General features: G+C 71.9%; 26 protein-coding genes and 2 tRNA genes. 17 read left to right on the top strand and 11 right to left on the bottom strand.

What is annotated here, in order from left to right; all coding sequences use genetic code 11:
- The first annotated feature begins 119 nt into the window (after window positions 1-119).
- Together AOK16_RS03390 and nudC are read left to right on the top strand one after the other, a co-directional pair.
- Window positions 120-1,523, top strand: a complete 1,404-nt coding sequence (locus tag AOK16_RS03390) for a dipeptidase (RefSeq protein WP_055470709.1) — start codon at window positions 120-122, stop codon at window positions 1,521-1,523.
- A 60-nt stretch (window positions 1,524-1,583) separates the two neighbouring features.
- Window positions 1,584-2,528: an NAD(+) diphosphatase gene (nudC, locus tag AOK16_RS03385; RefSeq protein ID WP_055470708.1), complete on the top strand. Its 945-nt coding sequence runs from the start codon at window positions 1,584-1,586 to the stop codon at window positions 2,526-2,528.
- A gap of 51 nt (window positions 2,529-2,579) precedes the next feature.
- On the opposite strand, the gene AOK16_RS03380 is transcribed toward nudC, so the two are convergent.
- Complete coding sequence (locus tag AOK16_RS03380; RefSeq protein ID WP_055470711.1) at window positions 2,580-2,822, bottom strand: mycoredoxin; 243 nt, start codon at window positions 2,820-2,822, stop codon at window positions 2,580-2,582.
- A gap of 182 nt (window positions 2,823-3,004) precedes the next feature.
- Here AOK16_RS03380 and AOK16_RS03375 point away from each other — a divergent pair, with 182 nt between their 5' ends.
- The 5 genes from AOK16_RS03375 (at window position 3,005) to AOK16_RS03355 (ending at window position 6,967) form a co-directional block, all read left to right on the top strand.
- Window positions 3,005-5,323, top strand: a complete 2,319-nt coding sequence (locus tag AOK16_RS03375) for an ATP-dependent DNA helicase UvrD2 (RefSeq protein WP_079101016.1) — start codon at window positions 3,005-3,007, stop codon at window positions 5,321-5,323.
- 142 nt (window positions 5,324-5,465) lie between these two features.
- Window positions 5,466-5,786 carry a hypothetical protein gene (locus AOK16_RS03370; protein WP_055470707.1) on the top strand — a complete coding sequence of 107 codons (321 nt, stop codon included), beginning with the start codon at window positions 5,466-5,468 and terminating at the stop codon, window positions 5,784-5,786.
- 158 nt (window positions 5,787-5,944) lie between these two features.
- Window positions 5,945-6,310, top strand: coding sequence for a WhiB family transcriptional regulator (locus tag AOK16_RS03365; RefSeq protein ID WP_055470706.1), 366 nt, complete (start codon window positions 5,945-5,947; stop codon window positions 6,308-6,310).
- The gene (locus tag AOK16_RS03360) at window positions 6,307-6,633 is read left to right on the top strand and encodes a hypothetical protein (protein ID WP_055470705.1); all 327 of its coding nucleotides are present in this window, start codon (window positions 6,307-6,309) and stop codon (window positions 6,631-6,633) included. Before AOK16_RS03365 ends, AOK16_RS03360 begins: the two co-directional genes overlap by 4 nt.
- Before the next feature lie 124 nt (window positions 6,634-6,757).
- Entirely contained in the window at window positions 6,758-6,967 is a 210-nt protein-coding gene (locus AOK16_RS03355) for a hypothetical protein (RefSeq protein ID WP_055470704.1), read from the top strand.
- A gap of 87 nt (window positions 6,968-7,054) precedes the next feature.
- Here the strand turns inward: AOK16_RS03355 and AOK16_RS03350 are convergent, their stop codons facing one another.
- Window positions 7,055-8,455, bottom strand: a complete 1,401-nt coding sequence (locus tag AOK16_RS03350; protein WP_055470703.1) for an ABC1 kinase family protein — start codon at window positions 8,453-8,455, stop codon at window positions 7,055-7,057.
- 74 nt (window positions 8,456-8,529) lie between these two features.
- Window positions 8,530-9,771, bottom strand: coding sequence for a TOMM precursor leader peptide-binding protein (locus AOK16_RS03345; RefSeq protein WP_079101015.1), 1,242 nt, complete (start codon window positions 9,769-9,771; stop codon window positions 8,530-8,532).
- 159 nt (window positions 9,772-9,930) lie between these two features.
- Here AOK16_RS03345 and AOK16_RS03340 point away from each other — a divergent pair, with 159 nt between their 5' ends.
- The gene (locus tag AOK16_RS03340; RefSeq protein WP_055470702.1) at window positions 9,931-10,527 is read left to right on the top strand and encodes a M48 metallopeptidase family protein; all 597 of its coding nucleotides are present in this window, start codon (window positions 9,931-9,933) and stop codon (window positions 10,525-10,527) included.
- A 75-nt stretch (window positions 10,528-10,602) separates the two neighbouring features.
- Here the strand turns inward: AOK16_RS03340 and AOK16_RS03335 are convergent, their stop codons facing one another.
- Window positions 10,603-11,133 (bottom strand): NUDIX hydrolase, encoded by a 531-nt coding sequence (locus AOK16_RS03335; RefSeq protein WP_079101014.1) that lies wholly within the window; start codon window positions 11,131-11,133, stop codon window positions 10,603-10,605.
- Window positions 11,130-12,572: a zinc-dependent metalloprotease gene (locus AOK16_RS03330; protein WP_055470701.1), complete on the bottom strand. Its 1,443-nt coding sequence runs from the start codon at window positions 12,570-12,572 to the stop codon at window positions 11,130-11,132. The genes AOK16_RS03335 and AOK16_RS03330 overlap by 4 nt, the downstream gene beginning before the upstream one ends.
- A 193-nt stretch (window positions 12,573-12,765) precedes the next feature.
- Here AOK16_RS03330 and AOK16_RS03325 point away from each other — a divergent pair, with 193 nt between their 5' ends.
- The 4 genes from AOK16_RS03325 (at window position 12,766) to AOK16_RS03310 (ending at window position 16,053) form a co-directional block, all read left to right on the top strand.
- Window positions 12,766-13,875, top strand: a complete 1,110-nt coding sequence (locus AOK16_RS03325) for an SDR family oxidoreductase (protein WP_055470700.1) — start codon at window positions 12,766-12,768, stop codon at window positions 13,873-13,875.
- A gap of 76 nt (window positions 13,876-13,951) precedes the next feature.
- Complete coding sequence (locus tag AOK16_RS03320; RefSeq protein WP_055470699.1) at window positions 13,952-14,419, top strand: molybdenum cofactor biosynthesis protein MoaE; 468 nt, start codon at window positions 13,952-13,954, stop codon at window positions 14,417-14,419.
- Window positions 14,420-14,650: 231 nt separating this feature from the next.
- Window positions 14,651-14,863 (top strand): hypothetical protein, encoded by a 213-nt coding sequence (locus AOK16_RS03315; RefSeq protein WP_055470698.1) that lies wholly within the window; start codon window positions 14,651-14,653, stop codon window positions 14,861-14,863.
- A 98-nt stretch (window positions 14,864-14,961) separates the two neighbouring features.
- A complete protein-coding gene (locus tag AOK16_RS03310; RefSeq protein ID WP_055470697.1) occupies window positions 14,962-16,053 on the top strand; it encodes a YlbL family protein in 1,092 nt (363 codons plus the stop codon).
- Between the two features lie 104 nt (window positions 16,054-16,157).
- Here AOK16_RS03310 and AOK16_RS03305 read toward each other — a convergent pair whose 3' ends face one another.
- Window positions 16,158-16,712, bottom strand: coding sequence for a PPA1309 family protein (locus tag AOK16_RS03305; protein ID WP_055470696.1), 555 nt, complete (start codon window positions 16,710-16,712; stop codon window positions 16,158-16,160).
- Between the two features lie 130 nt (window positions 16,713-16,842).
- On the opposite strand from AOK16_RS03305, the gene AOK16_RS03300 reads away from it, so the two are divergent.
- The 4 genes from AOK16_RS03300 (at window position 16,843) to AOK16_RS03285 (ending at window position 22,253) form a co-directional block, all read left to right on the top strand.
- Complete coding sequence (locus AOK16_RS03300) at window positions 16,843-19,773, top strand: UPF0182 family membrane protein (protein WP_079101013.1); 2,931 nt, start codon at window positions 16,843-16,845, stop codon at window positions 19,771-19,773.
- Between the two features lie 42 nt (window positions 19,774-19,815).
- Window positions 19,816-19,892 (top strand) — tRNA-Met (locus AOK16_RS03295).
- A gap of 210 nt (window positions 19,893-20,102) precedes the next feature.
- The gene (locus tag AOK16_RS03290) at window positions 20,103-22,085 is read left to right on the top strand and encodes a tetratricopeptide repeat protein (protein WP_420865370.1); all 1,983 of its coding nucleotides are present in this window, start codon (window positions 20,103-20,105) and stop codon (window positions 22,083-22,085) included.
- A 94-nt stretch (window positions 22,086-22,179) separates the two neighbouring features.
- Window positions 22,180-22,253 (top strand) — tRNA-Met (locus AOK16_RS03285).
- A 229-nt stretch (window positions 22,254-22,482) separates the two neighbouring features.
- On the opposite strand, the gene AOK16_RS03280 is transcribed toward AOK16_RS03285, so the two are convergent.
- The 3 genes from AOK16_RS03280 to hisN all read right to left on the bottom strand — a co-directional run bounded on the left by AOK16_RS03280 (window position 22,483) and on the right by hisN (window position 24,515).
- Entirely contained in the window at window positions 22,483-22,893 is a 411-nt protein-coding gene (locus tag AOK16_RS03280) for a Fur family transcriptional regulator (protein WP_055470693.1), read from the bottom strand.
- Window positions 22,894-23,089: 196 nt separating this feature from the next.
- Complete coding sequence (locus AOK16_RS03275; protein WP_055470692.1) at window positions 23,090-23,512, bottom strand: CBS domain-containing protein; 423 nt, start codon at window positions 23,510-23,512, stop codon at window positions 23,090-23,092.
- A 202-nt stretch (window positions 23,513-23,714) separates the two neighbouring features.
- Window positions 23,715-24,515 (bottom strand): histidinol-phosphatase, encoded by an 801-nt coding sequence (gene hisN, locus AOK16_RS03270; RefSeq protein ID WP_055470691.1) that lies wholly within the window; start codon window positions 24,513-24,515, stop codon window positions 23,715-23,717.
- Between the two features lie 163 nt (window positions 24,516-24,678).
- Between hisN and AOK16_RS25130 the strand changes: the two genes are divergently transcribed.
- Window positions 24,679-25,338, top strand: a complete 660-nt coding sequence (locus AOK16_RS25130; RefSeq protein ID WP_079101012.1) for a TetR/AcrR family transcriptional regulator — start codon at window positions 24,679-24,681, stop codon at window positions 25,336-25,338.
- Here AOK16_RS25130 and AOK16_RS03265 read toward each other — a convergent pair.
- Together AOK16_RS03265 and rsgA are read right to left on the bottom strand one after the other, a co-directional pair.
- Complete coding sequence (locus tag AOK16_RS03265) at window positions 25,283-25,606, bottom strand: DMT family transporter (RefSeq protein ID WP_055470690.1); 324 nt, start codon at window positions 25,604-25,606, stop codon at window positions 25,283-25,285. The genes AOK16_RS25130 and AOK16_RS03265 overlap by 56 nt on opposite strands.
- A 115-nt stretch (window positions 25,607-25,721) precedes the next feature.
- A partial coding sequence (gene rsgA / locus AOK16_RS03260; RefSeq protein WP_157859088.1) for a GTPase RsgA occupies window positions 25,722-26,189 on the bottom strand: 468 nt, incomplete at its 5' end.

Raw genomic sequence — 26,189 nt, 5'->3', positions numbered from 1 at the left:
CTCATGGGGCAGGCCTCGTAGGACAAGCCTCATAAGGACAGGCCCCGCGCCGACCGCCTAGGTCAGGCCCCCTTCAGGCCCCGGCCGCCCCCGCCGACAAGGCCGGTAGGCTCCCTCGTATGAGCGCCACCCCGGACAGCGCCGTCCGCGCCTACATCGAAGAACACCGCTCCGCCTTCCTCGAGGACCTGGCGGAGTGGCTGCGCATCCCCTCCGTCTCGGCCGACCCGGACCGGGCGGCGGACGTGCGGCGCAGCGCCGAGTGGCTCGCGGCGAAGCTGGCCGAGACCGGCTTCCCGGTCACCGAGATCTGGGAGACGCCCGGCGCGCCCGCGGTCTACGCGGAGTGGCCCTCCGGCGACGAGGGCGCCCCCACCGTGCTCGTCTACGGCCACCACGACGTGCAGCCCGCGGCCCTCGAAGACGGCTGGGCCACGGAACCGTTCGAGCCCGTCATCAAGGACGGCCGGCTCCACGCGCGCGGGGCGGCGGACGACAAGGGGCAGGTGTTCTTCCACACCCTGGGGGTCCGCGCCCATCTCGCCGCCACCGGCCGTACCGCCCCCGCCGTCAACCTCAAGCTGCTCATCGAGGGCGAGGAGGAGTCCGGCTCCCCGAACTTCCCCGCCCTGGTCCACGCGCGCGCCGACCGGCTCGCCTGCGACGCCGTGATCGTCTCGGACACCGGCATGTGGTCCGAGGACACCCCGACCGTGTGCACCGGCATGCGCGGCCTCGCCGACTGCCAGATCGACCTGTACGGGCCGGACCAGGACATCCACTCCGGTTCATTCGGCGGCGCCGTGCCCAACCCGGCCACCGAGGCCGCCCGCCTCGCCGCCGCCCTGCACGACGCCGACCGCCGCGTCGCCATCCCCGGCTTCTACGACGGTGTGATCGAACTCACCGACCGCGAGCGGGAGCTGTTCGCCGAGCTGCCCTTCGACGAGGCCGCCTGGCTGCGCACCGCGCACTCGTACGCGACGCTCGGCGAGGAGGGCCACACCACCCTGGAGCGGATCTGGGCCCGCCCGACCGCCGAGGTCAACGGCATCTCCGGCGGCTACCAGGGCCCGGGCGGCAAGACGATCATCCCCTCCGCCGCCCAGCTGAAGCTCTCCTTCCGGCTGGTGGCGGGCATGGACACCGAGAAGGTCCAGCAGGCCGTACGCGACTGGGTCGCCGCCCGGCTGCCCGCGGGAATCCGCCACGAGATCACCTTCTGGGGCGCCACCCGCCCCTGCCTGACCCCCTTGGACCACCCGGCGCTCCAGTCCGTCGTACGCGCCATGAGCCGGGCCTTCGGTCAGAAGATCCGGTTCACGCGCGAGGGCGGTTCCGGCCCGGCCGCCGACCTCCAGGACGCCCTGGGCGCCCCGGTGCTGTTCCTGGGGATCTCGGTGCCCTCCGACGGCTGGCACGCACCCAACGAGAAGGTCGAACTGGACCTGTTGACCAAGGGCGTGGAAACCGCCGCCTATCTGTGGGGCGATCTGGCGGAGAATGGCCGAAGCACCCAGTAGACCGCCATCGAGCCGCTCGGCGTTGAACCACGTGTCCCGCAAGGGGAGTTGGAAGCAGCTGTGACCATCTGGACCGACCGCACCGCCGTCCCGAACATCAGCCTCACCGGAGTCAGCGGGATCGATCGCGCCGCCCACCACCGCCTGGACGAGGCCTGGCTCGCGGCGGCCTGGAGCCACCCGACGACCCGGGTCTTCGTGGTCTCCGGCGGGCAGGTGCTGGTCGACGACACCCCCGACGGCCGCACCGAACTGGTCATGACACCGTCCTTCGAGGCGCCGCCGACCGAGACCCACCGCTACTTCCTCGGCATCGACGCGGACGGCGTGCGCTACTTCGCGCTCCAGAAGGACGCCCTGCCCGGCCGCATGGACCAGTCGGCCCGGCCGGCCGGGCTGCGGGAGGCCGGGGCGCTGCTCTCGGAGCGCGAGGCCGCCCTCATGGTCCACGCCGTGGCACTGGAGAACTGGCAGCGGCTGCACCGCTTCTGCTCGCGCTGCGGCGAGCGCACCGTCATCGCGGCCGCGGGACACATCCGTCGCTGCCAGGCCTGCGGCGCCGAGCACTACCCGCGCACCGACCCCGCCGTGATCATGCTGGTCACCGACGAGGAGGACCGGGCCCTCCTCGGCCGCCAGGTGCACTGGCCCGAGGGCCGCTTCTCGACCCTGGCGGGCTTCGTCGAGCCGGGCGAGTCGATCGAGCAGGCCGTGGTGCGCGAGGTCCGCGAGGAGGCGGGCGTCCGGGTCGGCGAGGTCGAGTACGTGGCCAGCCAGCCCTGGCCGTTCCCGTCCAGCCTGATGCTCGGCTTCATGGCCCGTGCCGTCTCCGCCGAGATCGAGGTGGACGGCGAGGAGATCCACGAGGCGCGCTGGTTCTCGCGGGACGACCTGCGCGCGGCCTTCGAGTCCGGCGAGGTGCTGCCGCCGTCCGGGATCTCGATCGCGGCCCGCCTGATCGAGCTCTGGTACGGAAAGCCGCTGCCCGCGGGCGTACCGCGCTGAGGCGGCCGACACCCACGGGCAGCACCTGACATCCCCCGAAGCGCGGGCTCCTCAGACCCCGATCCGCTCCTTGACCTGAGCCAGGGACGGGTTGGGAAGCGCGGAGCCATCAGGAAACAGCACGGTCGGCACGAGCTGGTTGCCGTTGTTGACCTTCTCGACGAAGGCGGCCGAGGCCGGGTCATGCTCGATGTTGATCTCGGTGTACGCGATGCCCTCGCGCTCCATCTGGCTCTTCAGCCGACGGCAGTAGCCGCACCACGTGGTGCTGTACATCGTGACCGTGCCCTGCATGGGCTCCTGCATCGTCTCGCGCTCCTTCGGGGATCGGGGCTGGGGTGGATCCCGCTGGATCCGATAACTGAACGCACAACCTTTCCGCCGAATTCCCCAGCCTGTCCGCGCCGGTACGACCGGAAACCGGCGCCTGTGGATAACCGTCCCGGGCTTCCTGGCGCACCTGGCAGCATGGCGGGGTGACAGCAGCAACGGAGACCCCCCTCTTCCCCGCCGTCCCCGAGTCGGCGGACGCGGTGCTCGCCGGGCTCGACCCGGAGCAGCGCGAGGTCGCCACGGCCCTGCACGGCCCGGTGTGCGTGCTGGCGGGGGCGGGCACGGGCAAGACCCGGGCGATCACGCACCGGATCGCCTACGGGGTGCGGGCCGGGATCCTTCAGCCGGCCACTGTGCTCGCCGTCACGTTCACCGCGCGCGCCGCGGGGGAGATGCGCGGCCGCCTCCGCCAGCTCGGCGCGGGCGGCGTCCAGGCCCGCACGTTCCACTCGGCCGCGCTGCGCCAGCTCCAGTACTTCTGGCCGCGCGCGGTCGGCGGAGAGCTGCCGCGGATCGTTCAGCGCAAGGTCCAACTGGTCGCCGAGGCCGCCGCCGGCTGCCGTATCCGGCTGGACCGCAACGAACTGCGGGACGCCACGGCCGAGATCGAGTGGGCCAAGGTCACCCAGACCGTCCCCGAGGACTACCCGGCGCAGGTCGCCAAGTCCGACCGAGAGCCCCCGCGGGACCCTGCCGAGATCGCGGGGCTCTTCGCTGCCTACGAACAGCTGAAGCGGGACCGCGGGGTCATCGACTTCGAGGACGTGCTGCTGCTGACGGTAGGCGTGCTCCAGGACCGTGCCGACATCGCCGACCAGGTGCGCGGCCAGTACCAGCACTTCGTGGTGGATGAGTACCAGGACGTCAGTCCGCTCCAGCAGCGGCTGCTGGAGCTCTGGCTGGGCGACCGGGACAGCCTGTGCGTGGTCGGCGACGCGAGCCAGACCATCTACTCCTTCACCGGCGCCACCCCCGACCATCTGCTCGACTTCCGCACCCGGCACCCCCACGCCACGGTGGTGAAGCTCGTCCGCGACTACCGCTCGAGCCCTCAGGTCGTCCACCTCGCCAACGGCCTCCTCGGGCAGGCCCGCGGCCGCGCCGCCGACCACCGGCTGAAGCTGGTCTCGCAGCGCGACCCCGGACCGGAGCCTGTCTACACCGAGTTCGCCGACGAACCCGCCGAGGCCGAGGGCATCGCCCGCCGCATCGGCGAACTGCTCGACGCGGGCGTCTCCGCCGGCGAGATCGCCGTGCTCTACCGCGTCAACGCCCAGTCCGAGGTCTACGAACAGGCCCTCGCCGACCATGGCGTCCCCTACCAGCTGCGCGGCGCGGAGCGCTTCTTCGAGCGCCCGGAGGTCCGCGAGGCCGGCGTGGCCCTGCGCGGCGCGGCCCGCGCCGGCTCCAACGACTCCCTACTCGACTCCGCACCCGACCTCCCCTCCCAGGTGCGGGCGGTGCTCACCGCCTCCGGCTGGACACCCCAGCCCCCAGCCGGCTCCGGTGCCGTGCGGGACCGCTGGGAGTCGCTGGCCGCCATCGCCCGGCTCGCCGAGCAGTTCGCCGCGAGCAGGGTGGCGGCAGGCGCACCACCCCCGGCGCTCGGCGACTTCGTCGCCGAGCTCGACGAGCGCGCCAACGCCCAGCACGCCCCGACTGTCGAGGGCGTCACCCTCGCCTCGCTGCACACGGCGAAAGGCCTGGAGTGGGACGCGGTGTTCCTGGTCGGCCTCTCCGAGGGCACGCTGCCCATCACCTACGCCAAGACCGACGAGCAGGTGGAGGAGGAGCGCCGCCTGCTCTACGTCGGCGTCACCCGTGCCCGAACCCACCTCCACCTCTCCTGGGCTCTGTCACGCACCCCCGGCGGACGCCCCTCGCGCCGCCCCACCCGTTTTCTGAACGGCCTCCGGCCCGGCTCGGCGGGGTCCGGAACCCGCCTCCCGGACGGGAGCCGGGGCGGCGCGTCCGGTGGCGTCGAGCGGGGAGCACCGCTGCGGCCCGGCGGTGGCGGGCGGAGGAAGCTCCGCGGCCCGGCCCGCTGCCGGGTGTGCGGGCGCACGCTGACCGACGCCGGCGAGATGAAGCTGATGCGCTGTGAGGACTGCCCCTCGGAGCTCGACGAGGCGCTCCACGAACGGCTCCTGGACTGGCGCCGCGAGCAGGCGGAACTGCTCGGCCAGCCCGCCTTCTGCGTCTTCACCGACAAGACGCTGATGGCCATCGCCGAGGCCCTGCCCGAGAACGAGTCCGAACTGGCCGCCATCCCGGGCGTCGGAGTGCGCAAACTCGGCCGGTACGGGTCGGACGTCCTCGCCCTGTGCGCGGGCCGGGACCTCGCGCCGGATACTGCCGACACGGACACCACCGACCCGGACCCCTCGAACAGGCCGGACGAGGCCGCCGAAGTCGCCCCGGACGACGGGGAGACGACGCGGAAAAACTCGTTCGGAAAATAGTTTGCGCATGCCGCGGGGATCCCCATAGCCTTCCGAGCACGGAGTCAGCGGCTTCTCAGAGCCACTGGATCCGTGCTGTACTGAAGACCCATCGGACTGGTCCCGACCAGTCACCCGAGACGCCGAGAGGAGGCGAGCCCAAATGATCAGCATCACGAAACCGGCCGGTCGCGAGGTCATCGCCTCCTGCCTGCCCGGCGCCTCCGCGCTGCGTGGCATCGGTCTGTCCGGCGCCGCCGAAGCGCGTCTCGTCGACCGCGGCATTTTCGCGGCCAATGAGCGATCGACCAAGGCACCGGCAGATGTAGCGGCGGCACAGGCCCCGGCCTATGTCCTCGCGGCCAATGGTGCCGACCTCCAGCAGAACTGGGCCGCCGGCTTCGCCAACGGCACGACCTCTGCAGCCGAGCACCACACGATGCGGGCCTTCCGCGGGCTCCAACCCTGGAGAGATCCAGCCTGATCGCGAGATCAGGTCGGCACCTTCCAGGGCCGCGGAACCCCAACCGGGATCCGCGGCCCTTTTCGTTGCCCCATCGGGCGGCAGAAGGGGAGCGCCCGGTACCGACCGAAGCCCCGGCCCACCAGGCCGGACCCGAACAGACGAGGAAGACACCGACCGTGCCCAGCTCAGCGCACGCCCCGTCCGTATCGCACGACCCTGCGATCCCCCCGCCCGGCTCACCGGAGGTCCCCTTGAGTCAACTGACCCAGCTCACCGTGCTCGACGACGAGATCGAGCGCCTCGGCGAGCTCGTCCCCTGCCGTTCGTACGACCCCGAAGTCTTCTTCGCCGAGTCCCCGGCCGATGTCGAGTACGCCAAGTCGCTCTGCCAGACCTGTCCGCTGCGCGAGGCCTGTCTCGCGGGCGCCAAGGACCGCCGCGAGCCGTGGGGCGTCTGGGGAGGCGAACTGTTCGTCCAGGGCGTCGTCGTGCCGCGCAAGCGGCCGCGCGGCCGTCCGCGGAAGAACCCGGTCGCGGCATGACCGGCGCAGGAACGATCGACCGCCCTCACACGCACGACCCCAAGAAGCAGGTCCCGACGATGAATCCGTCCACCCGCGAGCCCGCCGCTCGACGCACGCCCGAACACGACTCCTCCGGTGCGAACACCTCGCGCCAGAACAGGAACCGCGAGATGCAACTCATCCCAGAAGCCCTGGCCCGGGCTCATATGCAGCAACGTCTGCAAGAGGCCGAGTCCGAACGCAGGGCCATGCGCCTGGCCGCCGCCCGGCGTCTGCAGCGTCGCGCCGAGCGCGCCTCGCTGCGCGCCCGCCGCGCCCTGGCCATGGCCGTGATGCAGTGACCCCTCGGCCCACCGGCGCGTGAGGCAACGCGCCTGCTCCCAACACTGCGGGACCGGTTCACCGAACCGGTCCCGCGGTGCGTTGCACCCCGTCCAACCGGCTGCGCGGAGATATCGTCGACAGGTGGAACAACAGACTCATCACCCCGCCCAGCAGGGTGCCGAGAACCCGGTCGTGACCTGCGGCCGCTGCGGTGCCGCCACAGCCGGCCCGACCCCGCCCGTGACCTGGACCTGCTCCGTGGAGAACGGTCACCGCGTCTACTTCTGCGACAGCTGCGCCCGCGACAACCTCCGCGCCATCGAGGGGCGGCTCGACTCGTCCTGGTGGTGAGCGCGATCAAGCGGTGAGCTCGCTGCATAGGGTGAGCTCGATATATAGGGTCAGCGCGGCGAGGCGGTGAGCCCCGCCCGGGCGCGGTCAGGCGCCCGCCGCGGTCCCGTCCTCCGCCTGCACCTCCTCGCCCGCCGCACCGTCCGGCTCCTCGAGCGCGAACCCTGGCAGCCAGTCGGAGAGTTCGTCGCGCAGCCGGACGTTGGCGCCCAACTGGCACAGCACGCCGATCGTGCTCAGCGTCACCCGGTGGATCAGCAGATAGGCCGGCGGCAGGTTGAGCTGTCTGCCCAACTGGTACGCGGGCGAGCGGGGGTCGGCGATCCGCCCCGCCTGCGTGCGCATCCAGCTCCGGGTGAAGGTGAACTCCTCGACCTGGGCCGGCTCGATGATCGGCAGCAGGTAGTCCAGCACCGCCTCCGGATCCAGCTCGATCGTCGGCTTGACGAACCCCTCCTCGCACAGCATCGCGTAGACCGCCTCCGCGTCGCCGTCGAGCGACATCCGCAGCGCGCTGCCGATCGTGGGTGGCAGACCACCGGGCAGCCGGTCGACCGTTCCGAAGTCCAGCACCCCCAACCGCCAGTTCTCCGGCGGCCCGTCGGGGGAGTCGCCCACCAGGAGCCGGAAGTTGCCCGGGTGCGGATCCGCGTGCAGCAGACCGGTGCGCGCCGTGCCGGAGAAGAGGAACCGGGCCAGCAACTGCCCGACCCGGTCCCGCTCCGCCTGCCCGCCCTGCGCGATCACCTCGGAGAGCGGCACGCCCTCCATCCACTCGGTGACGAGTACCTGGTCGCTCTGGTGCACCACGTCGGGCACCACCACATCGGGGTCGTCCGCGAACTCCGCCGCATGGGCCCGCTGCGCCTGCGCCTCCAGCGCGTAGTCCAGTTCCTCCGACACCCGGTCGCGCAACTCGCCGATGAGCGGCTTGATGTCCATCCCGGGGATCAGCGGCCCCAGCAGGCGCGCGAACCGCCCCAGCTGGGCGAGGTCGGACAGCAGTGCCGCGCCCGCGCCCGGGTACTGCACCTTGACGGCCACCTCCCGCCCGTCGTGCCACACCGCGCGGTGCACCTGTCCGATCGAGGCCGCCGCCGACGGCTTGTCCTCGAACTCCTCGAACAGCTGGTGCCAGTCCTCCCCGAGCCGCTGCTCCAGAACGGCGTGCACCGTCCGCGTCGGCATCGGTGGCGCCGCCTCCTGAAGCTTGGTCAGCGCGGCGCGGTACGGGCCCGCCACTTCCTCCGGCAGCGCTGACTCGAACACCGACAGCGCCTGCCCGAATTTCATCGCGCCGCCCTTGAGCTCGCCCAGCACTTTGAACAGCTGCTCGGCGGTGCGCTGTTGGAGCTCCTTGGCGACCAGCTCCGCCGGCCGGCCGCCGATCCGCTTGCCGAGCCCCCAGGTGACCCGCCCGGCGAACCCCAGTGGCAGCGCGGCCAACTTGGCGGTACGCGTGACCGCCTTGCGGGGAAGATCCGACATTCGCGCCTCCAACTCCACTGCCTCACCAGGAGGGCTACCCCCGGTGCCGCGCCGCAGACGGGCGGCCTGCTCGGTCATTGTCCCGTGCCCTCCGTCCTCTCCAGAGGGGGATTCCCCGCCGCGAGTCCGCCGACCTCGGACCCGCCGGAGTCCTCGGGCAGCTCGGAGACTTCCGGGACCTCGGGAGGCTCGGCGAGTTCCGCACTCTCCGGCACCTCGGTGCGTGGAGCGGCGCCGCAGCCGCAGTCCGGGTGGGGCACGACCTGCCGGGGCTCCCAGGCGAGGTCCGGCAGCGCGAACTCCAGCCGCGCCCCGGCACTGGCCGGAACCCGCCCCTCGAGGAAGGTCAGGGCATGCGAGGCCGCGAGCCCGGCGACCACCGTGGCCAGCGACGTGTCGCACGCCAGGGCGCCCGAATTCCCGCGACCCGAGCGCCACTGGGCCAGCATCCGCGGCCAGGCGGGTTCGCGTTCGGCCCGCTCCAGTGCCAGGCAGCCCGCACACGCCGACTCGCCCGGCAGGACCAGCGGCCCCACCACCCCCGTCCCCTCGATCACTCCTGCGTAGAGATGCGGGGTGCCCGCGGCGATCAACTCCGCGGTGACATCCGGATCGGGAGCGTATGCCGCGAGCCCGTCGCGGGGCGCCAACACCACGAGCGCCGTTGCCGGTTCCGCCGCCACGGTCGCCCTGCCCGGGGCCGCCCGCCGCCGCGGAGGCGGAACGGGAGCGGCGGCCCGCACGACGCGCTGCGCGGCCAGGCTCCTCCGCTCGCCGACGGACTCCGGTGGCAGCCCCGGCGGACCGGCGTCCCATGGCTCGACGCATCCGCCGTCCCGCACGTCCACCTGCCCGACCCCGGACGCGGAGAGCACGGCGGCGACGGCCGCGCCGACCCGGCCCAGGCCGCGCACCTGGACGCGGGCGCCCGCCCGCGCCGCCAACTGCCGGGCAGCCGCGTCCGGCTCCGGATGCACCACGGACAGCGAGGCCAGGTCCGGCCGCAACCGGTCCCAACTGCCGCGCGGCTGCGCTGGTTCAGCCCTCGGCCTGTCCGCCGCCGTGGCGTCCTCCAGCAGTCCGGCCGCGCCGAGCCGGTCCACCAGCTCGTCCACCTGTCCTGGCGGGAGCCCCATCGCCGCGGCCTCCCTGCGTAAGAGCGGCAGCCCGCGGGTGCCGTCGAGGAGCGTGAGAAAGCTGCCGGTGGCGGTGTCCACCGGGCCGAGCACCACCGCGTGCGCGCCCGCCACCCCGAACTGCACGGTCTGCCGGTCGCGCCAGGCCCGCCGCAGCGCCGGCTTGAGCATCGGATGCATGTCCGTCCCCCCATCGATCGATCCGACCGGCCTCCAGCATGCTCGCGCCGCGTATTCGGCGTCGAAAGCTGTCCACAGGGGGACGCATTAGTCATTCAAATGGTGCACACCCCACGAGGAGGCGGGACTTCCCCCACCCCCAGCGGGTAACGTCGGGGCGTGCCCGCCGACCCACTGCATCGCGCCGCCGGCCCGCAGCGCCGCGCGTCAAGTCAGCCCAACCGAGGTTCGGGGACGAGCGCGGTCGAGGTCAGAAGGAGCGCTCGGCGGCGCAGAACGGTCTCCGCGTACCGTGAGGGCGACCGCACCGTTGTCCTGATTCCGGCCCGTATGTCCGAGGCCGAGGAGCAGCGCTGGGTGACCGTGATGCTCGACAAGCTCGCGGCGCAGGAGAGCAAGCGGATGCTGGGCGACAGCGAACTGGCCCAGCGGGCCGAGCAGCTGTCCGACCAGTATCTGAACGGCCGGGCCCGTCCGAGCGCCGTCCGCTGGGTCACCAACCAGAACACCCGCTGGGGCTCCTGCACCCCCGCGGAGGGCAGCATCCGCCTGTCGCACCGCCTTCAGGGCATGCCCGAGTACGTCATCGACTACGTCCTCGTCCACGAGTTGGCGCATCTGCTGGTGCCCGGGCACGGGCCCCGCTTCTGGGAACTCCTGGAGGCCTACCCGCGGACCGAACGGGCCCGCGGGTACCTCGAGGGCGTGGTGTCGGCCGACCGGCTGCCCCATCTGCCCGCCGCCCGCCACGAGTAGCCCGCGCCCGGCAGAAGCCCCGCGCCGACAGCGGCCGGGTGGGACAGCCCCGGAGGCTTGCCCGCCCCCGATGTCTCAGAGCAGGGCGCGCGTCCGGTCCACCAGCCGTACGACGGACTCGTCCGCCACCGCCGCCACCTCGTCGTACGCGAACCAGCGCAGGTCCAGGGACTCGTCGCTGATCGCCGCCACCGCGCCGCCGGGCGCGAGCGCCGCGTACTGCACGTCCAAATGCCAGGCACAGGGGGTGTGGTGGCGGTCCAGGCGCACCGGGCCATCCGGCAGCAGGGACAGGCCCGGGATGCCGGACTCCTCCGTCGCCTCCCGTAGGGCGGCCCCGGCCAGGGTGGCGTCCTCCGGCTCGCAGTGGCCGCCCATCTGGAGCCACATCCGGAGCTTCCGGTGCAGGGTCAGCAGTACGCGCCCGGTCGCCGGGTCCACGACCAGGGCGCTGGCCGTGACGTGGGCGCCCGGGCAGGACCGCCACATCCCGTCGGGATGCGCGGCCAGGTGGTCGTCGTACGCCAGGCGCAACCGTTCCTGCTCGGCGTTCGGGGCGTGCCACTCCTTGAGGACCCGCGCCGCGTCCTCGTGCAGGCCGCTCACTCGTCGCTGTCGCGTTCGCCGCCGTTTTTGTCCTGGCCCTCTTCCTTCTCCAGGCTCGGCCTCTGCTCCTTGGGCTTGTCCCCGGTGCCGCTCGCGGCCTCGCCGAGCATCTTGTCCAGCTCGGTGAAGTCCAGCTGCTCGCGGTGGACGAAGCCGTCCGGGTCGTCCAGGTCCTGGGCCGTCGGCAGCATGTCCGGGTGCGCCCACAGGGCGTCCCGCCCGTCGAGCCCGCGCGCGTCGGCCAGCGAGGCCCACAGTCGCGAGGCGTCCCGCAGGCGCCTGGGGCGCAGCTCCAGGCCGATCAGCGTGGCGAAGGTCTGCTCGGCCGGGCCGCCGCTCGCGCGGCGCCGCCGCAGCGTCTCGCGCAGCCGGTCAGCCGAGGGCAGGTGCGGCGCCGCAGCGGCGTGCACCACAGCGTCGACCCAGCCCTCCACGAGCGCGAGCGCGGTCTCCAGGCGAGCCAGGGCCGCCTTCTGCTCCGGGGTGTCCTCGGGCTGGAACATGCCCTGCTGGAGCGCTTCCTGGAGCTGCTCCGGGTGCGTGGGGTCGAGCTGGCCGACGGCGTCCTCCAGTTTCGCGGTGTCGACCTTGATGCCGCGCGCGTAGCCCTCGACCGCGCCGAACAGGTGCGAGCGCAGCCACGGCACGTGGGCGAAGAGCCGCTGGTGGGCGGCCTCCCGCAGGGCGAGGTATAGCCGCACCTCTTCCTGGGGCACGCCCAGGCCTTTGCCGAAAGCCTCGACGTTGAGCGGCAGCAGCGCCGCCCTGCCCGCCGGGCCGAGCGGCAGCCCGATGTCGGTCGAGCCGACCACCTCGCCCGCGAGTACGCCGACGGCCTGGCCGATCTGGGTGCCGAACATCGCGCCGCCCATGGACCGCATCATCCCGAGCAGCGGGCCGGCCATGGCCTGCATCTCCTCGGGCAGCACATCGCCCATGGCGGCGCCCACGCGCTCGGCGACCGGGTCCACGAGGTCCTTCCACACCGGCAGGGTGGCCTCGACCCACTCGGCGCGGCTCCACGCGACCGCCGAGGCCGAGCCGGACGGCAGCGACGTGACGCCGTCCAGCCACAGGTCCGCCAGCCGCACGGCCTCTTCGACGGCTCCTCGCTCGCCCGGCGCGACGCTCGCGTCCTTGGTGCCGTCGGAGGTGCCCTGGGCGACGGTCTGCCGTGCGATGTCCTTGGCCATGTCCCAGTTCACCGGGCCGCCCTCGTAGGAGAGCATCTGCCCGAGCTGCTGGAAGGCGGCGCCCAGGTCGTTCGGGTTCAGGGAGCCGAACAGCGCGGCGAACGGGTTCTCGCCGCCGCTGCCCCCGCCGAACCCGAACGGATTCGCGGGGCCCTGATGGCCGCCCTGGCCACCCTTCTTCTTGCCGTCGTCGCCGTCCTCCGGCTCCTCCGGCGGAAGGCCGAATCCGAATGGGGTGTCACTCACGGGTTTCCTCGGCTCCTCGGGCCGCCGGCTGGGGCCGGCGGCGAATGCCCGACATCACAACCCAGCGTAGACACCCGGCCGGCCTTCCAGGCTCGGTGCTTGGCTTCCCGGGAGCCTGCGGCAGGATGGACGCCACCTGGCACGTACGCGTAAGCCACGTGTACGTACTGAAGACAACCGCTGGAGACGCCCGGTGAGTTCCCCAGACCGAGAAGTTCGCGCAGCGCGAAACGGTGCCGCGGCGGGAGGCCGACGCCCCATCGTCGCGGTCACCGGCGCCGCCACCGGAATCGGTGACCTGCTCACCCGCAGGCTTGCCGAGTCGGAGGAGATCAAGCAGGTCGTGGCCATCGACGAGCGCCGGGGCGAGGTCTCCGACGCGCAGTGGCACCTGCTGGATGTACGCGATCCGGCCATCGCCGAGAAGCTCCGCGGCGCCGACGTCGTTGTCCATCTCGCGATCGACCTCGACCTGGAGACCGACTCCGCGGCCCGGACCGCGTACAACGTGCGCGGCACCCAGACCGTGCTGACCGCGGCCGCGGCAGCGGGGGTGCGCCGGGTCGTGCTGTGCACCTCGGCCATGGTCTACGGCGCGCTGCCCGACAACGACGTGCCGCTCGCCGAGGACGCGGAGCCGCGCGCGACGGCGGAGGCCACCGGCGTCGGCGACCTGCTGGAGATCGAGCGGCTCGGCCGCCGCGCTCCCCGCGCCCACCCCGGCCTCAATGTCACGGTGGTAAGGCCCGCCATCCTGGTGGGCGGTACTGACACCGCCCTCACCCGCTACTTCGAGTCCCCCCGCCTGCTGGTGGTCGCGGGGTCCCGCCCGGTCTGGCAGTTCTGCCACGTCGAGGACCTGGTCAGCGCCCTGGAGTACGCGGCGCTGGAGAAGGTCGACGGCGAGCTGGCGGTCGGCTGCGACGGCTGGCTCGAGCAGGAGGAGGTCGAGGAGCTGAGCGGCATCCGCCGCATGGAACTGCCCTCCGCCGTCGCCCTCGGCGCCGCGTCCCGGCTCCACAGGCTGGGCCTCACCCCGTCCCCGGCGGGCGACCTGGCCTACACGATGTACCCGTGGGTGGTCAGCGGCAGTCGGCTGCACGACGCGGGCTGGCGTCCAGGGTGGACCAACGAGGAGGTCCTCGAGGCGCTGCTGGAGGAGGTCTCGGGCCGTCACACGGTCGCGGGCCGCCGCCTCGGCCGCAAGGACGCGACGACCCTCGGTGCAGCGGGCGCGACCGTGGCCCTGGTGGGCACGGCGGCCCTGGTCAGAAGGGCACGCAAGGCCCGCCGCCGAGCGTAGGACACCCCCTTGCATGACGGATCCGGAAAACCGATTCCGTCATACGGGATTCCGTAACGCCATCCCGTACGGCACGATGGGCGCCATGGCGCGCACGTACGACCACCCCGGCGAGGCCGCGGCGGCCGATCCGATCCGGCTCCTCGCGATCCGCGACACCCCGCTGTCCCTGGACGAGGTGTTCACGGCCGTCGGCGACCGCTCCGCGGGCGGCACGGCCCTGTTCGTCGGCACCGTACGCGACCACGACGGCGGGTCCGACGTCACGGCCCTCGGCTACTCCTCGCATCCGATCGCCGAAGCCGAACTTCGGCGCGTGGCCGAAAAGGTCGCCGCCGACTTCCCCGTACGTGCCATGGCCGCGGTGCACCGGGTCGGCGACCTGTCGGTGGGGGACATCGCCGTGATCGCGGCCGTCTCGTGCCCGCACCGGGCAGAGGCGTTCGCCGCCTGCCGCCGACTGATCGACGACCTCAAGGCAGAAGTTCCGATCTGGAAGCATCAGGTGTTCGCGGACGGGCATAACGAGTGGGTCGGCGCGTAGCGGCGTCGTTGAGGGGCGGTGGTCGGGCGACGGGTGGGCAGGGGCATGCTGAGGAGCCGACGGACAGGTGCTGCCGAGGGTGCCGACCTGTCGACCCGGACAGCTCACTGAACGACCTTCTCCGGTTGCGTAACCAGGCCCCCGCGGCGAACGTTGATCCGGCGGATGGTTAATCTGCTGATCAGTCAGTTGCGGTTTTCGTTGCAGTGAACGTGGGGTCGGGAGGCCGGTATGGCGGCGCTCGCTTGGTTGCTGATTCCGGTGGTCGCGGCCGTCGTCGCCGCGGTGTGGGCGCGCTGGGCCGCGCGGCATCGCAAGGTCGGCGACGTCGCGGAACTGGCGGGGTACGAGCGCTTCCGTGAGGCGATGGAACGTTCCAGCGCGAACCCCGAACCGGCCCCCGCGGGCACAGCGCCCGCGCCGGACTCCGACGCGGCGGCCTGAGCCCGCGACGCGGCGACGGGACCGACCCGCGCCGGCCCGGATCTTGGCGTTCCGGCCCCCGAGGCGCACTGTCGGACCCTTCCCGTACTGTCGTTCATATGCCACGCCGCACCGCGACGATGCTCGCCTCCACCCTGATGCTCATCACGCTGGTGTGCGCGGGCCTGCTGATCCCGGTCCCGTACTCGGAGATGTCGCCCGGTCCGACCGTGAACACGCTCGGCGAGCACGGCGGCTCCCCGGTGCTGCAGATCTCGGGCCGCAAGACCTACCCGACGACCGGCCACCTCAACATGACGACGGTGCGGGTGACCGGGGCCGACTACCGGATGAACCTGGTCGAGGCGGTCGTGGGTTGGCTCGCACACGACGACGCCGTGGTTCCCCACAACACGCTCTACCCGGACGGCCAGACCGCCGAGCAGGCCAGCCAGGAGAACGCGGAGGAGTTCAGCCAGTCCCAGGAGAGCGCCAAGGTCGCGGCCATGAAGGAGCTGGGAATCCCGGTCTCCGCGCGCGTGGTGGTGGCCTCCGTGGTGAAGGACAGCCCGGCCCAGGGGCTGCTGCACGCCGGGGACGTGATCAAGGCCGTGGACGGCAAGCCGGTCCGCGCGCCGGGCGACGTGGCCAAGCTGGTCACGGAGCACGAGCCGGGGGAGCCGGTGGAGTTCACCATCGTCCCGGCCAAGGCGGCCGCCGCGGCCGAGAAGGCCGGCAAGCCGGAGCCGGGAACGCGCGAGTCGGTCTCGGTCACCACCAAGAAGGCGCCTGACAACGACCGGGCGATCGTCGGTATCCAGGCCGGCACCGACCACACGTTCCCGTTCAGGATCGACATCAAGCTGGCCGACGTGGGCGGCCCGAGCGCCGGGCTGATGTTCGCCCTCGGGATCGTCGACAAGCTGACCCCGGGCGACCTGACCGGCGGGAAATTCATCGCGGGCACCGGAACGATCGACGACGACGGCAAGGTCGGCGCGATCGGCGGCATCCAGATGAAGACGGTCGGGGCTCGCGATCGGGGCGCCCAGTACTTCCTGACCCCCGCGGACAACTGCGCCGACGCCGCCAAGGACGTGCCGAGCGGGCTGACCCTCGTGAAGGTCGGCACCATGGACGAAGCGGTGAACGTCCTGGAGGACATCCGCGACGGCGACACCGCGGATCTGCCGCGCTGCACGAAGGGCTGAGCCCGGCCCAGGAGAGGCCCCGCAGGCCGCTCGGTCCGCAGGCTGCTCGGCCCGGAAGCCGGGACCGCCCGGCCCGAAGACCATCCGGACCGGGCGGGGCCGGCTCAGCCCTCGAAGGTCGTGGCGAGTGCCTCCGCGAGGCCCGGCACCAGATCCGAGCCGGTGACGACCTCGGTCGGGGAGTCCTTCTCGCGGAGCCGCAGCGCCGTCTCGCGCGCTCCGTCCCGCAGCACGGCCACCGTCATCCGGACCTCCTGGCGCTCGGGGTGGGCGGCCACCCACTTCGCCAGCTGCTCCTCGTCCACGCCCTTGGGCGCCGAGGCCTCGGCGGACGGCGGCAGCATCAGCCGCTCCACGGTCAGCGCGCAGCCCACGACCGCGTCGGGCCAGGCGATTGTGGCGAGGAACTCGTCGAGCGGGATGCCCGCGGGCAGTTCGTCCTGCTCCACCGGCGTCAGGGCGGTTTCCGTGCCGTTGTCGATGCCGAGCTGCTCGGCGAGCCCGGGCTCCTGGGCGCGCAGTTGATCGGTGTCGACAAGGGCGAAGAGGCGGGCCGGCTGGTCCCAGCCGAGCCCGGCGGCGTACTCGTCGATCTCGAGCACGGCGCGGGTGAGCGGGCTGGCGGCCATCGGCGTGCTGCCGGGGGAGACATTGGACATGTTCAGTATCTTGCCCCCTTCGTGACCGGAACCGGGAACTGAGTAAAGCCTCAGTAAGTTGCATGAGTGGGCCCTACTATCGCGGGGCCCGCTCATACGACTTGAAAAGGTGCGCACCTTGGCTTTCCAGATGCCGGACCGCGGCGGAGGCCCGACCGGGCCGCGGATGAGAGTCGGCCCGTCGTCCCGGCGGGTCCGGACCCTGTTGACGACCCTGGGTGTGCTGGCGGTGCTCGCCATGCTCTTCCTGATGTTTGCGGGGTTCTGGACGGACTGGCTCTGGTACCGCTCGGTCGACTACTCCTCGGTCTTCACGACCACCCTGTGGACCAAGATCGGCCTGTTCTTCGTATTCGGGCTGCTGATGGCCCTCGCCGTGGGCCTCAACGTCTGGCTGGCCCACAAGCTGCGCCCGCCGCTCAGCGCGATGTCCGTCGAGCAGCAGAGCCTCGACCGCTACCGGATGAGCATCGCGCCGTACAAGAAGTGGGTGCTGCTCGGGGTCACGGCGCTGGTCGGCCTCGTCGCGGGCGCCTCGGCCTCCGGCCAGTGGCGCACGTGGCTGCTGTGGATCAACGGCGTGCCGTTCGGCACCAAGGACGCGCAGTTCGACAAGGACGTGTCCTTCTACGCCTTCGACCTGCCCTGGTACCGCTTCCTGCTGGGCTTCGGCTTCGCGGCGGCCGTGCTGAGCCTGATCGCGGCGGCGCTCGTGCACTACCTCTACGGAGGGCTGCGGATCACGAGCCCCGGCGCGCGTGCCACCGCCGCGGCCACCGGCCATCTCTCGGTGCTGCTCGGCATCTTCGTGGCCCTGAAGGCCGTCGCGTACTGGCTCGACCGGTACGGCCTGGCCGTGAAGTCCAGTGACCTGAAGTCGACGGACAACTGGACCGGGCTGAAGTACGTCGACGCCAACGCCTATCTGCCGGCCAAGACGATCCTCTTCTGCATCGCGGTCATCTGCGCGCTGCTGTTCTTCGCGACCCTCTGGCGGCGCACGTGGCAGCTGCCGGTCATCGGCTTCGGCCTCATGGTGCTCTCGGCGATCCTCATCGGCGGGCTCTACCCGGCGATCGTGCAGAAGTTCCAGGTCCAGCCCAACGAGCAGGCCAAGGAAGCGGAGTACATCCAGAAGAACATCGACGCCACGCGCCAGGCGTACGGGATCGACGGCGCGAAGGTCTCGGACTACTCCGGGGTCAGCCGGACCAAGGACAACAAGAAGCTGCGCGCCGACGCGGACACCACGGCGAGCATGCGCCTGCTCGACCCGAACGTGGTCTCGCCGACCTTCCAGCAGCTCCAGCAGGTCCGCGGCTACTACGGCTTCCCCGCCACCCTCGACGTGGACCGCTACACCAAGGACGGCAAGGAGCAGGACACCGTCATCGGTCTGCGCGAGCTGAACATCAACGGCATCCCCGAGCGCAACTGGATCAACGACCACTTCAAGTACACCCACGGCTATGGCGTGGTGACCGCGAAGGGCACGGAGACCAAGTCGGGCGGTGCGCCGGACTTCACGGAGTCCGACCTGCCGGCCAAGGGCGACCTGGGGACGTACGAGCAGCGGATCTACTACGGCGAGAAGACCTCGCAGTACTCGATCGTCGGCGGCCCGCAGAAGGAGCTCGACTACTCCGACGCCAGTGGCGAGAAGCTCTACAGCTACACCGGCAAGAGCGGCGTCGACCTGTCGAACCCGGTGAACCGGGCGGCGTACGCGGTGGCGTTCAGCGAGCCGCAGATCCTGTACTCCGGGGCGATCGGCGAGGGCTCGCGGATCCTGTACAACCGCACGCCCAAGGAGCGGGTCGAGTCGGTGGCGCCGTGGCTGACCATTGACGGCGACGCCTACCCGGCGGTCGTGGACGGCCGGGTCCAGTGGATCGTGGACGCCTACACCACCTCCAACGGATACCCGTACTCCTCCCGTACGACGCTGGGGGACACGACGGCCGACTCGCTGACCGACGGCCAGCGGGCCGTGGTCGCGCAGCAGAACCAGGTCAACTACATCCGCAACTCGGTCAAGGCGACCGTGGACGCCTACGACGGCTCGGTCAAGCTCTACGAGTGGGACACCGACGACCCGGTCCTCAAGACCTGGGAGAAGGCGTTCCCGGGCACCGTGAAGCCGAAGAGCTCGATCGACCCCGACCTGATGCAGCACCTGCGCTACCCGCAGGACCTGTTCAAGGTGCAGCGGGAGCTGCTGACGCGCTACCACGTCACCAACTCCGTGCAGTTCTACAGCGGCAGTGAGGTGTGGCAGGTGCCGGACGACCCGACGAACAAGTCGGGCAACGCCGTTCCGCCGTACTACCTCAGCATGAAGATGCCGGACCAGCAGGCGCAGAAGTTCTCGCTGTCGACGACCTTCACCCCGAAGGGGCGGGAGAACCTGGGCGCCTTCATGGCGGTGGACGCGGACGCCAAGAGTCCGGACTACGGCAAGATCAGAATCCTGAAGCTGCCGTCCAACACCACGGTGTCCGGACCGCAGCAGGTGCAGAGCAAGTTCAACTCCGACACCGACATCGCCAACGAGATCAACATCCTCAAGCGAGGCGACTCGGAGGTCGAGTACGGCAACCTGCTCACGGTCCCGCTCAACGGAGGCCTGCTCTATGTGGAGCCGGTCTACGTCCGCGGCGCGGGCACCAACTACCCGCTCCTGAGGAAGGTCCTGGTCTCGTACAACGACCAGACCGCGTTCCGGAACACCCTCGGGGAGGCGCTCGACGAGGTCTTCGGCGAGCAGGCGCCGAGCGAACCGGGCGAGGAGCCGGCCGAACCTCCCACCGGGGGCAAGACCGAGCAGCCGCCGTCCGCCGACCCGACGGTGCGTGAGGCGCTGGACGACGCCCAAAAGGCGTTCGAGGCGGGCCAGAAGGCGCTCCAGGAGCAGGACTGGACCGCGTACGGCAAGGCCCAGGAGGACCTCGAGGCGGCGCTCCAGCGGGCGGCTGACGCCGAGGCGAAGGCGAAGAGCGGCCAGAAGAACGGCCAGAAGGGCGACGGGAAGGCGGGGGAGGGGCAGGGCCAGGGCACCTGAACGGGCGCCACCTCGCGTCGTGGTACGGTTACCGCACAACGACGCGGGGTGGAGCAGCTCGGTAGCTCGCTGGGCTCATAACCCAGAGGTCGCAGGTTCAAATCCTGTCCCCGCTACCACCGAAGGACCCGGAGTCAACAGACTCCGGGTCCTTCGCTTGTGTGGGGGATACCGCGTTTCCGGAGTTTGGCGAGTCGCCGTGTCGGGAAGTCGACAAAACGCCGAAGTGACTTCACTGGCTGGGGTATACCAGGTGTACGCGGGTTGCAGGTGGTGCGACGATGGCCCTCATGGGGGACAAGGCAATTCTGTTGGAAACAGACCGGTTTATGGACGCGCCAGGTGTACGGCGGGTCCTTGACGCGCCGTACACCGCTGACAGCTGCGCGGAGACCACCGGCCGTACCGTCGGCGACTCCGCTGCCGACGCGCTGGACGCCGGATTCGCCGACGCGGGCATCGACCCGGCGACCGACACCACCACGGCCACCGCGCAGGCCGAGGAGGAGGCGCGCCACCGCCAGGCCGCCGAGGCGGGGAGCGCCGAGTCGATGAGCGTCCTCGGCGCCCTGCTGCTGCGCCGCGGTGACCTCGACGCCGCCGAGCCGTATCTACGCGCGGCAACGGGGGCGGGCGACCGCGCCGCGGCCAACAACCTCGGCGTGCTGCTGCACCAGCGGGGATACCCGGACGAGGCCGCCGGCTGGTGGCGGATCGCCGCCGTGGCCGGGTCCGCGGCCGCCTCGCACGCCCTGGGCCGCCACTACCGCGAACGCGGTGACGAACCCGCCGCCGAGTACTGGCTGCGGCAGTCGGCCGAGTCCGGCCACGCCCTCGGCGCGTACGCGCTCGCCGACCTGCTGGAGCACCGCAGCGACGTCGGCTCCGAGTGCTGGTTCCGGGCCGCGGCCGAGCAGGGGCACCGAGAGGCCGCGTACCGCCTCGCCCGGATCCTGGACCAGCGGGCGCCCCACCGGCGCGAGTCGGGCCGCTTCGGGCCGGGCGCGGGCCCCAGGGGCGCGGCGGACCTCGAAGGGGACGGATCCCTCCTGGCGGCCGGGCCCCTCCTGGGCGCGCCCGGAACGGCTCCTGACGTGCCTTCGGACGCGGACCGCCGCACCGCGGCGGACGAGGCCGAGCAGTGGTACCGGCAGGCCGCGGCGCGCGGACACCGGCGCGCCGCCCTGCACTTGGGCACGCTCCTGGAGGAGCGGGGCGAGCCCCAGGAGGCCGGGCGCTGGTACCTGACCGCGGCCAAGGACGGGGAGTCGCGCGCCGCCTGCGCGCTCGGATTCCTGCTGCGTGACGCGGGCGACACCGACAGCGCCGCCATCTGGTGGCGCCGGGCCGCCCAGGACGGCGACGGCAACGCCGCCAACGCCCTGGGCGCGCTGCACGCCGACCGCGGCGAACCGCAGACCGCCGAGCGGTGGTACCGCGCCGCGCTCGACGCCGGGGATGTCAACGGCGCCTACAACCTGGGCCTGTTGTGCGCGGGGCAGGAGCGCACGTCCCAGGCCGAGCAGTGGTACCGCCGCGCCGCCTACGCCGGCCACCGCGAGGCCGCGAACGCACTGGCCGTCCTGCTGCTCCAGCGCGGCGACTCGGCCGGGGCCGAACCCTGGTTCTCCAAGGCCGCGGAGGCGGGCAGCGTCGACGCCGCCTTCAACCTCGGGATCCTGTACGCGGGCCGGGACGACGAGCGCTCGGCCCGGCAGTGGTACGAGCGGGCGGCCGCGGCCGGGCACACCGAGGCCGCGCTCCAGGTCGCGATCGCCCTCCTCAGGGAAGGCGACGAGCGGACCGCGGAGCGCCATCTGCGCTGCGCCGCGGGCGGCGGCAGTCCGGAGGGCGCCTTCCGCCTCGGCGCGCTGCTGGAGCGCCGGGAGCGGCCCGAGGAGGGTGACGGCGGGACCACGGAGTGCGAGGAGTGGTACGTGCGGGCGGCCGAGCAGGGGCACCGGCGCGCCCAGGTCCGCTGCGGGATGATCGCGGCGTTCCGCGGCGATGTGGCCGAGGCCGGGCGCTGGTACCGCACGGCCGCCGAGGCCGGCAGCCGCAACGGGGCCTTCAACCTCGGCCTGCTGCTCGCGCGCGAGGGCAGCGAGCCGGAGGCGGCGCTGTGGTGGACGCGCGCGGCCTCGGCGGGGCACGGCAGGGCAGCGCTCCGGCTGGCGCTGCTGTCCGCGCGCCGCGGCGACCTCGCCGAGGCGCAGCACTGGTGCTCGCAGGCGGTCGACTTCGGCCCGGCCGAGGTCGCGGAGCGGGCGGCCCGGCTCCGCGACGCGCTCCAGCAGGAGCTCACCGCGTAGTACCGCGGCGTCCGGCGCGGATCTGCCGGGGCGGAGGGGGCCTCCGGCGGATTTGCGCTGGTCGTCGAGGTGCGGCTAAGGTTGGGTTCACCGACGCGGGGTGGAGCAGCTCGGTAGCTCGCTGGGCTCATAACCCAGAGGTCGCAGGTTCAAATCCTGTCCCCGCTACGAGAACGAAGGCCCGGTTCCTGATAAGGATCCGGGCCTTCGGCATGTACGGACACGAGCAGGACCGGCCGGGCGCCTGGGTGCGGATCTTGGGGTACGGGGTTGCGTGCGGCTCTGCTGTGGCCCGTAAACGGTATGACGGGTCGCCAGATCCGTGAAGGGGGTGGGGAGGCGTCCGCTGCCGCGACGGGAGGCGGGTGCCGGAAGGCCGTCAGGTGCGGTTCGGGCGTCAGGCGCAGTTCGGGCAGATGCCGCGGTAGGTGACCTCGACGTCGGAGACGGTGAAGCCGAAGCGCTCGTTGTCCGGGAGGTCGGCGAGCGGGTCGCCGGCCGGGTGGACGTCGCGGACGGTGCCGCACTTCGCGCACACCAGGTGCTGGTGGGGGTGGTGGGCGTTGGGGTCGTACCGCATCGCGCGGCGGTCGGTGCTGACCTCCAGCACCTCGCCGAGCGAGACGAGCTCGCCCAGGGTGTTGTAGACGGTCGCGCGCGAGATCTCGGGCAGGCGCTCGGCCGCGCGGGCGTGGACCTCGTCCGCGGTCAGATGGACGTGGTCCCCGTCGAGGACCTCGGCCACGACCCGCCGCTGCGCGGTGAGCCGCCAGCCGCGTCCTCGAAGTCGTTCCAGCAGGTCACTCATGGCCTCAGCTTAACAGCGCGATGAGCATGCTCCGACCGCGTACGGTCTTCGCATCCATCTTGACTTGGATCGAATCCAATATGACCCCCGGTGCCGGAGGTCGGCATCAGCCGCGGGTGGGGCGAGTGTGGGGGCGTGACGGTGCGGGCGGATGCGGGGTGCGCGGCCCTGGGCGCGCGCACCCCTCCGATATGCCTCAGCCCGCCACCGGGTCCGCGAGCGCTGGGGTGAGGCGTCGTGTCCGGATCCAGCAGCCGATGATGTCGCGGACCGAGACGATGCCGACCGGCGCCTGGTCCGGCCCGTCGCCCAGCACGATCAGATGGCGGAAGCCGCCCCGCGTCATGGCCGTCGCGGCCTCCTCCAGGGTCCAGCAGGGGGCGGCGAAGACGACGTCGGTCGTGGTGTGGGCGTGGGCGGTCTCCCGGTCGGGATCCTGGCCCGCGCCAAGGGAGTTGAGGATGTCGCGCTCGGTGAGGATGCCGAGGCCGCAGGTGTCGGTGTCGAGGACGACGGCCGCGCCGACCCGGCGCGCGGACATCAGCCGGGCCGCCTGACGGAGCGTGTGCGCTGGGCCGATGGTGAGGACCACCGTGCTCATGGCGTCGCGGACGAGCATGGAGGGGCCACCTCTTTCGTGGGTCCGTGTGACTGGCGGATTCGGGTGCGGGGGCGGCGGGTTGGTGCCGCGTACGGATCCCGTCGTGAAAGGATTCACGAGTTCACAAGCTCGGGCATTCTCATGTTCACATGCGTCGAGCGGAGGCCACAAGAGGCGTGAGGTGGTGGAGGGGGGTGCGCGGGCGGAGAAGGGCGATGCCTCAGTAACGCTGGTTCAGATATCCCAACAGGTCGTTGTGGAGCAGCCCGTTGGAGGCCGCCGCGTTCGCCCCGCCGGGGCCGCGTACGCCGTCGAGGTCGGTGAACTCGCCGCCCGCCTCCTGGACGATGATGGCGTTGGCCGCCATGTCCCACAGCGACAGCTCGGGCTCCGCGCAGATGTCCACCGAGCCCTCGGCGACCATCATGTACGGCCAGAAGTCGCCGTAGCCGCGCGTCCGCCAGCAGTCCCGGGTCAGGTCGAGGAACCCGTCGAGCCGGCCCTGCTCCTCCCAGCCGCTCAGCGAGGAATACGCGAACGAGGCGTCCTCGACCCTGTTCACCTGCGAGACCCGCATCCGGGTCGCGTACGAGAGGCTGCGCCCGGTGTACGCGCCGCCGCCCTGCGCCGCCCACCAGCGCCGCCCGAGCGCCGGTGCCGACACCACGCCGACCACCGGCTGGTAGCCGCCCTCGCCCTGCACCATCAGGGAGATCAGGGTGGCCCAGACGGGCACTCCGCGCACGTAGTTCTTGGTGCCGTCGATGGGGTCGATGATCCAGCGGCGCGGGCCGGTGCCCTCGCTGCCGTACTCCTCGCCGAGCACGGCGTCGCGCGGCCGGGCGCGGGACAGCGAGGAGCGGATGAGCTCCTCGGCCGTCTTGTCCGCCTCGCTCACCGGCGTCATGTCCGGTTTGGTCTCGACCTGGAGGTCGAGTGCCTTGAACCGGTCCATGGTCGTGGCGTCGGCGGCGTCGGCGAGTACATGGGCCAGGCGCAGATCATCGTGGAAGTCGGCCATGTGCGAACAGTATCCATCCCCGTTCTGGCGGGCCACATGATCATGTCCGGACGGGTGTGATCGTGCTCCGTCGGGTCTATTGACACCTCCTGGCGACCCGTCAATTCTCTTGACACACGGCGACTGCCGCGCGGCGGATCGTGTTCGCGCGGCCGGGGAGGCGATGGTGCCCACTGCGCGCGAATCCTTGCTGGATGCCGCGTTCGCGGCGCTCGCGGGCCGGCCCTGGCCGGCCGTACGGATGGTCGATGTCGCGGCCGCCGCAAGGGTGTCCCGGCAGACGCTCTACAACGAGTTCGGCAGCAAGGACGGCCTGGCCCGTGCCCTCGTACGCCGTGAGGCCGACACCTATCTGGCGGGGGTGGACCGCGCTCTGGGTGCCGGAGGCGGGGATCCGGGTGCCCGGCTGGCGGCCGTCGCGGACTGGACCGTGCGGGGCGCCCGCGCGAGCCCCCTCCTCAGGGCCGTGCTCACCGGCTTCTGGACCGAGCGGCTTCCGGAGCCGCCGGGTGCCGGGCCGCCGTCCGCCTATGTGCCGGCGCAGCGGCGTGCCGACACGGCGCCGCTCTCGCCCGCCGACCTGCTGGGGCTGGTCCGCGACCGCGCGCGGGCGGCGCTGGAGCCGGGGTGCCCCCAGGAGGAGGCGGAGCGGCTGGGCCGCGTCTGCGAGACTGCGGTGCGGCTGGCGCTCTCCCATGTGGTGGCGCCCGGAGCGCCGGCGGATCTGATGCTGACGGTGCGTGAACTCGCGTGGCCTCAGGGGCGGTTCAGTGGGCCGAGCCCGACAGCTGGAGGCCGATCACGCCCACGATCACCAGTGTGATCGAGACGATCTTCAGGGTGGAGACCAGGTCTCCCAGGAAGACCATGCCGTAGATCGCCGTTCCGGCCGCGCCGATGCCGGTCCACACCGCGTACGCAGGGCCCACGTCCAGCTTCTTCAGGGCCAGGGTCAGCAGACCGAAGCTGCCCAGCGCGAAGGCGCAGAACGCGACGGTGGGCCACAGGCGGGTGAATCCGTGGGAGAGCTTCAGGCAGACCGCGAACCCGGTCTCCAGAAGTCCGGCGACCACGACCAGCAGCCACGCCATCTGTTTGCCTCCCGCAGTCGGCCCGCCTCGGCGACCACTGTCTGATTCGTCGGATCCGGATCGGCTCGGTGCGATTATGCACTTGCCTCCGTGTCGCACCGGCAAACGCGAGCCGTCAGTCTCCCTCGCGTCGGTCCCGGGTGGAGAGCAGCCGCCGCAGCGAGTACAACCGGTCGGGATCCGCGTGGCCCTCGGCGGCCCAGACGTCCAGCGCGCAGTCCGGCTCGTCGTGGCTGCACGCGCGCGGGCAGCCCTCGGCGCCTGGCGCCAGGTCGGGGAAGGCGTGGATGACCCGGGAGGGGTCCACGTGGTTGAGTCCGAACGACCGCACGCCCGGGGTGTCGATGACCCAGCCGTCCCCGCCCGGCAGCGGCAGGGCCAGCGCCGAGGTGGTGGTGTGGCGGCCGCGGCCCGTCACCGCGTTGACCACGCCCGTGGCCCGCTGCCGGTCCGGGACCAGCGCGTTGACCAGGGTCGTCTTGCCGACCCCGGAGTGCCCGACGAACGCGGTGATCCGGCCGTTCAGCTGCTCGCGTACCCGGTCGGCGGCGCCGCCATCCACCAGCTCCGCGCGGCTGGTGAC

Origin of the sequence: Streptomyces pathocidini, assembly GCF_001418495.1 — a bacterium.
GTDB classification, from domain to species: Bacteria; Actinomycetota; Actinomycetes; order Streptomycetales; family Streptomycetaceae; genus Streptomyces; species Streptomyces pathocidini.
This window is presented reverse-complemented; position numbering and strand designations above follow the sequence as displayed.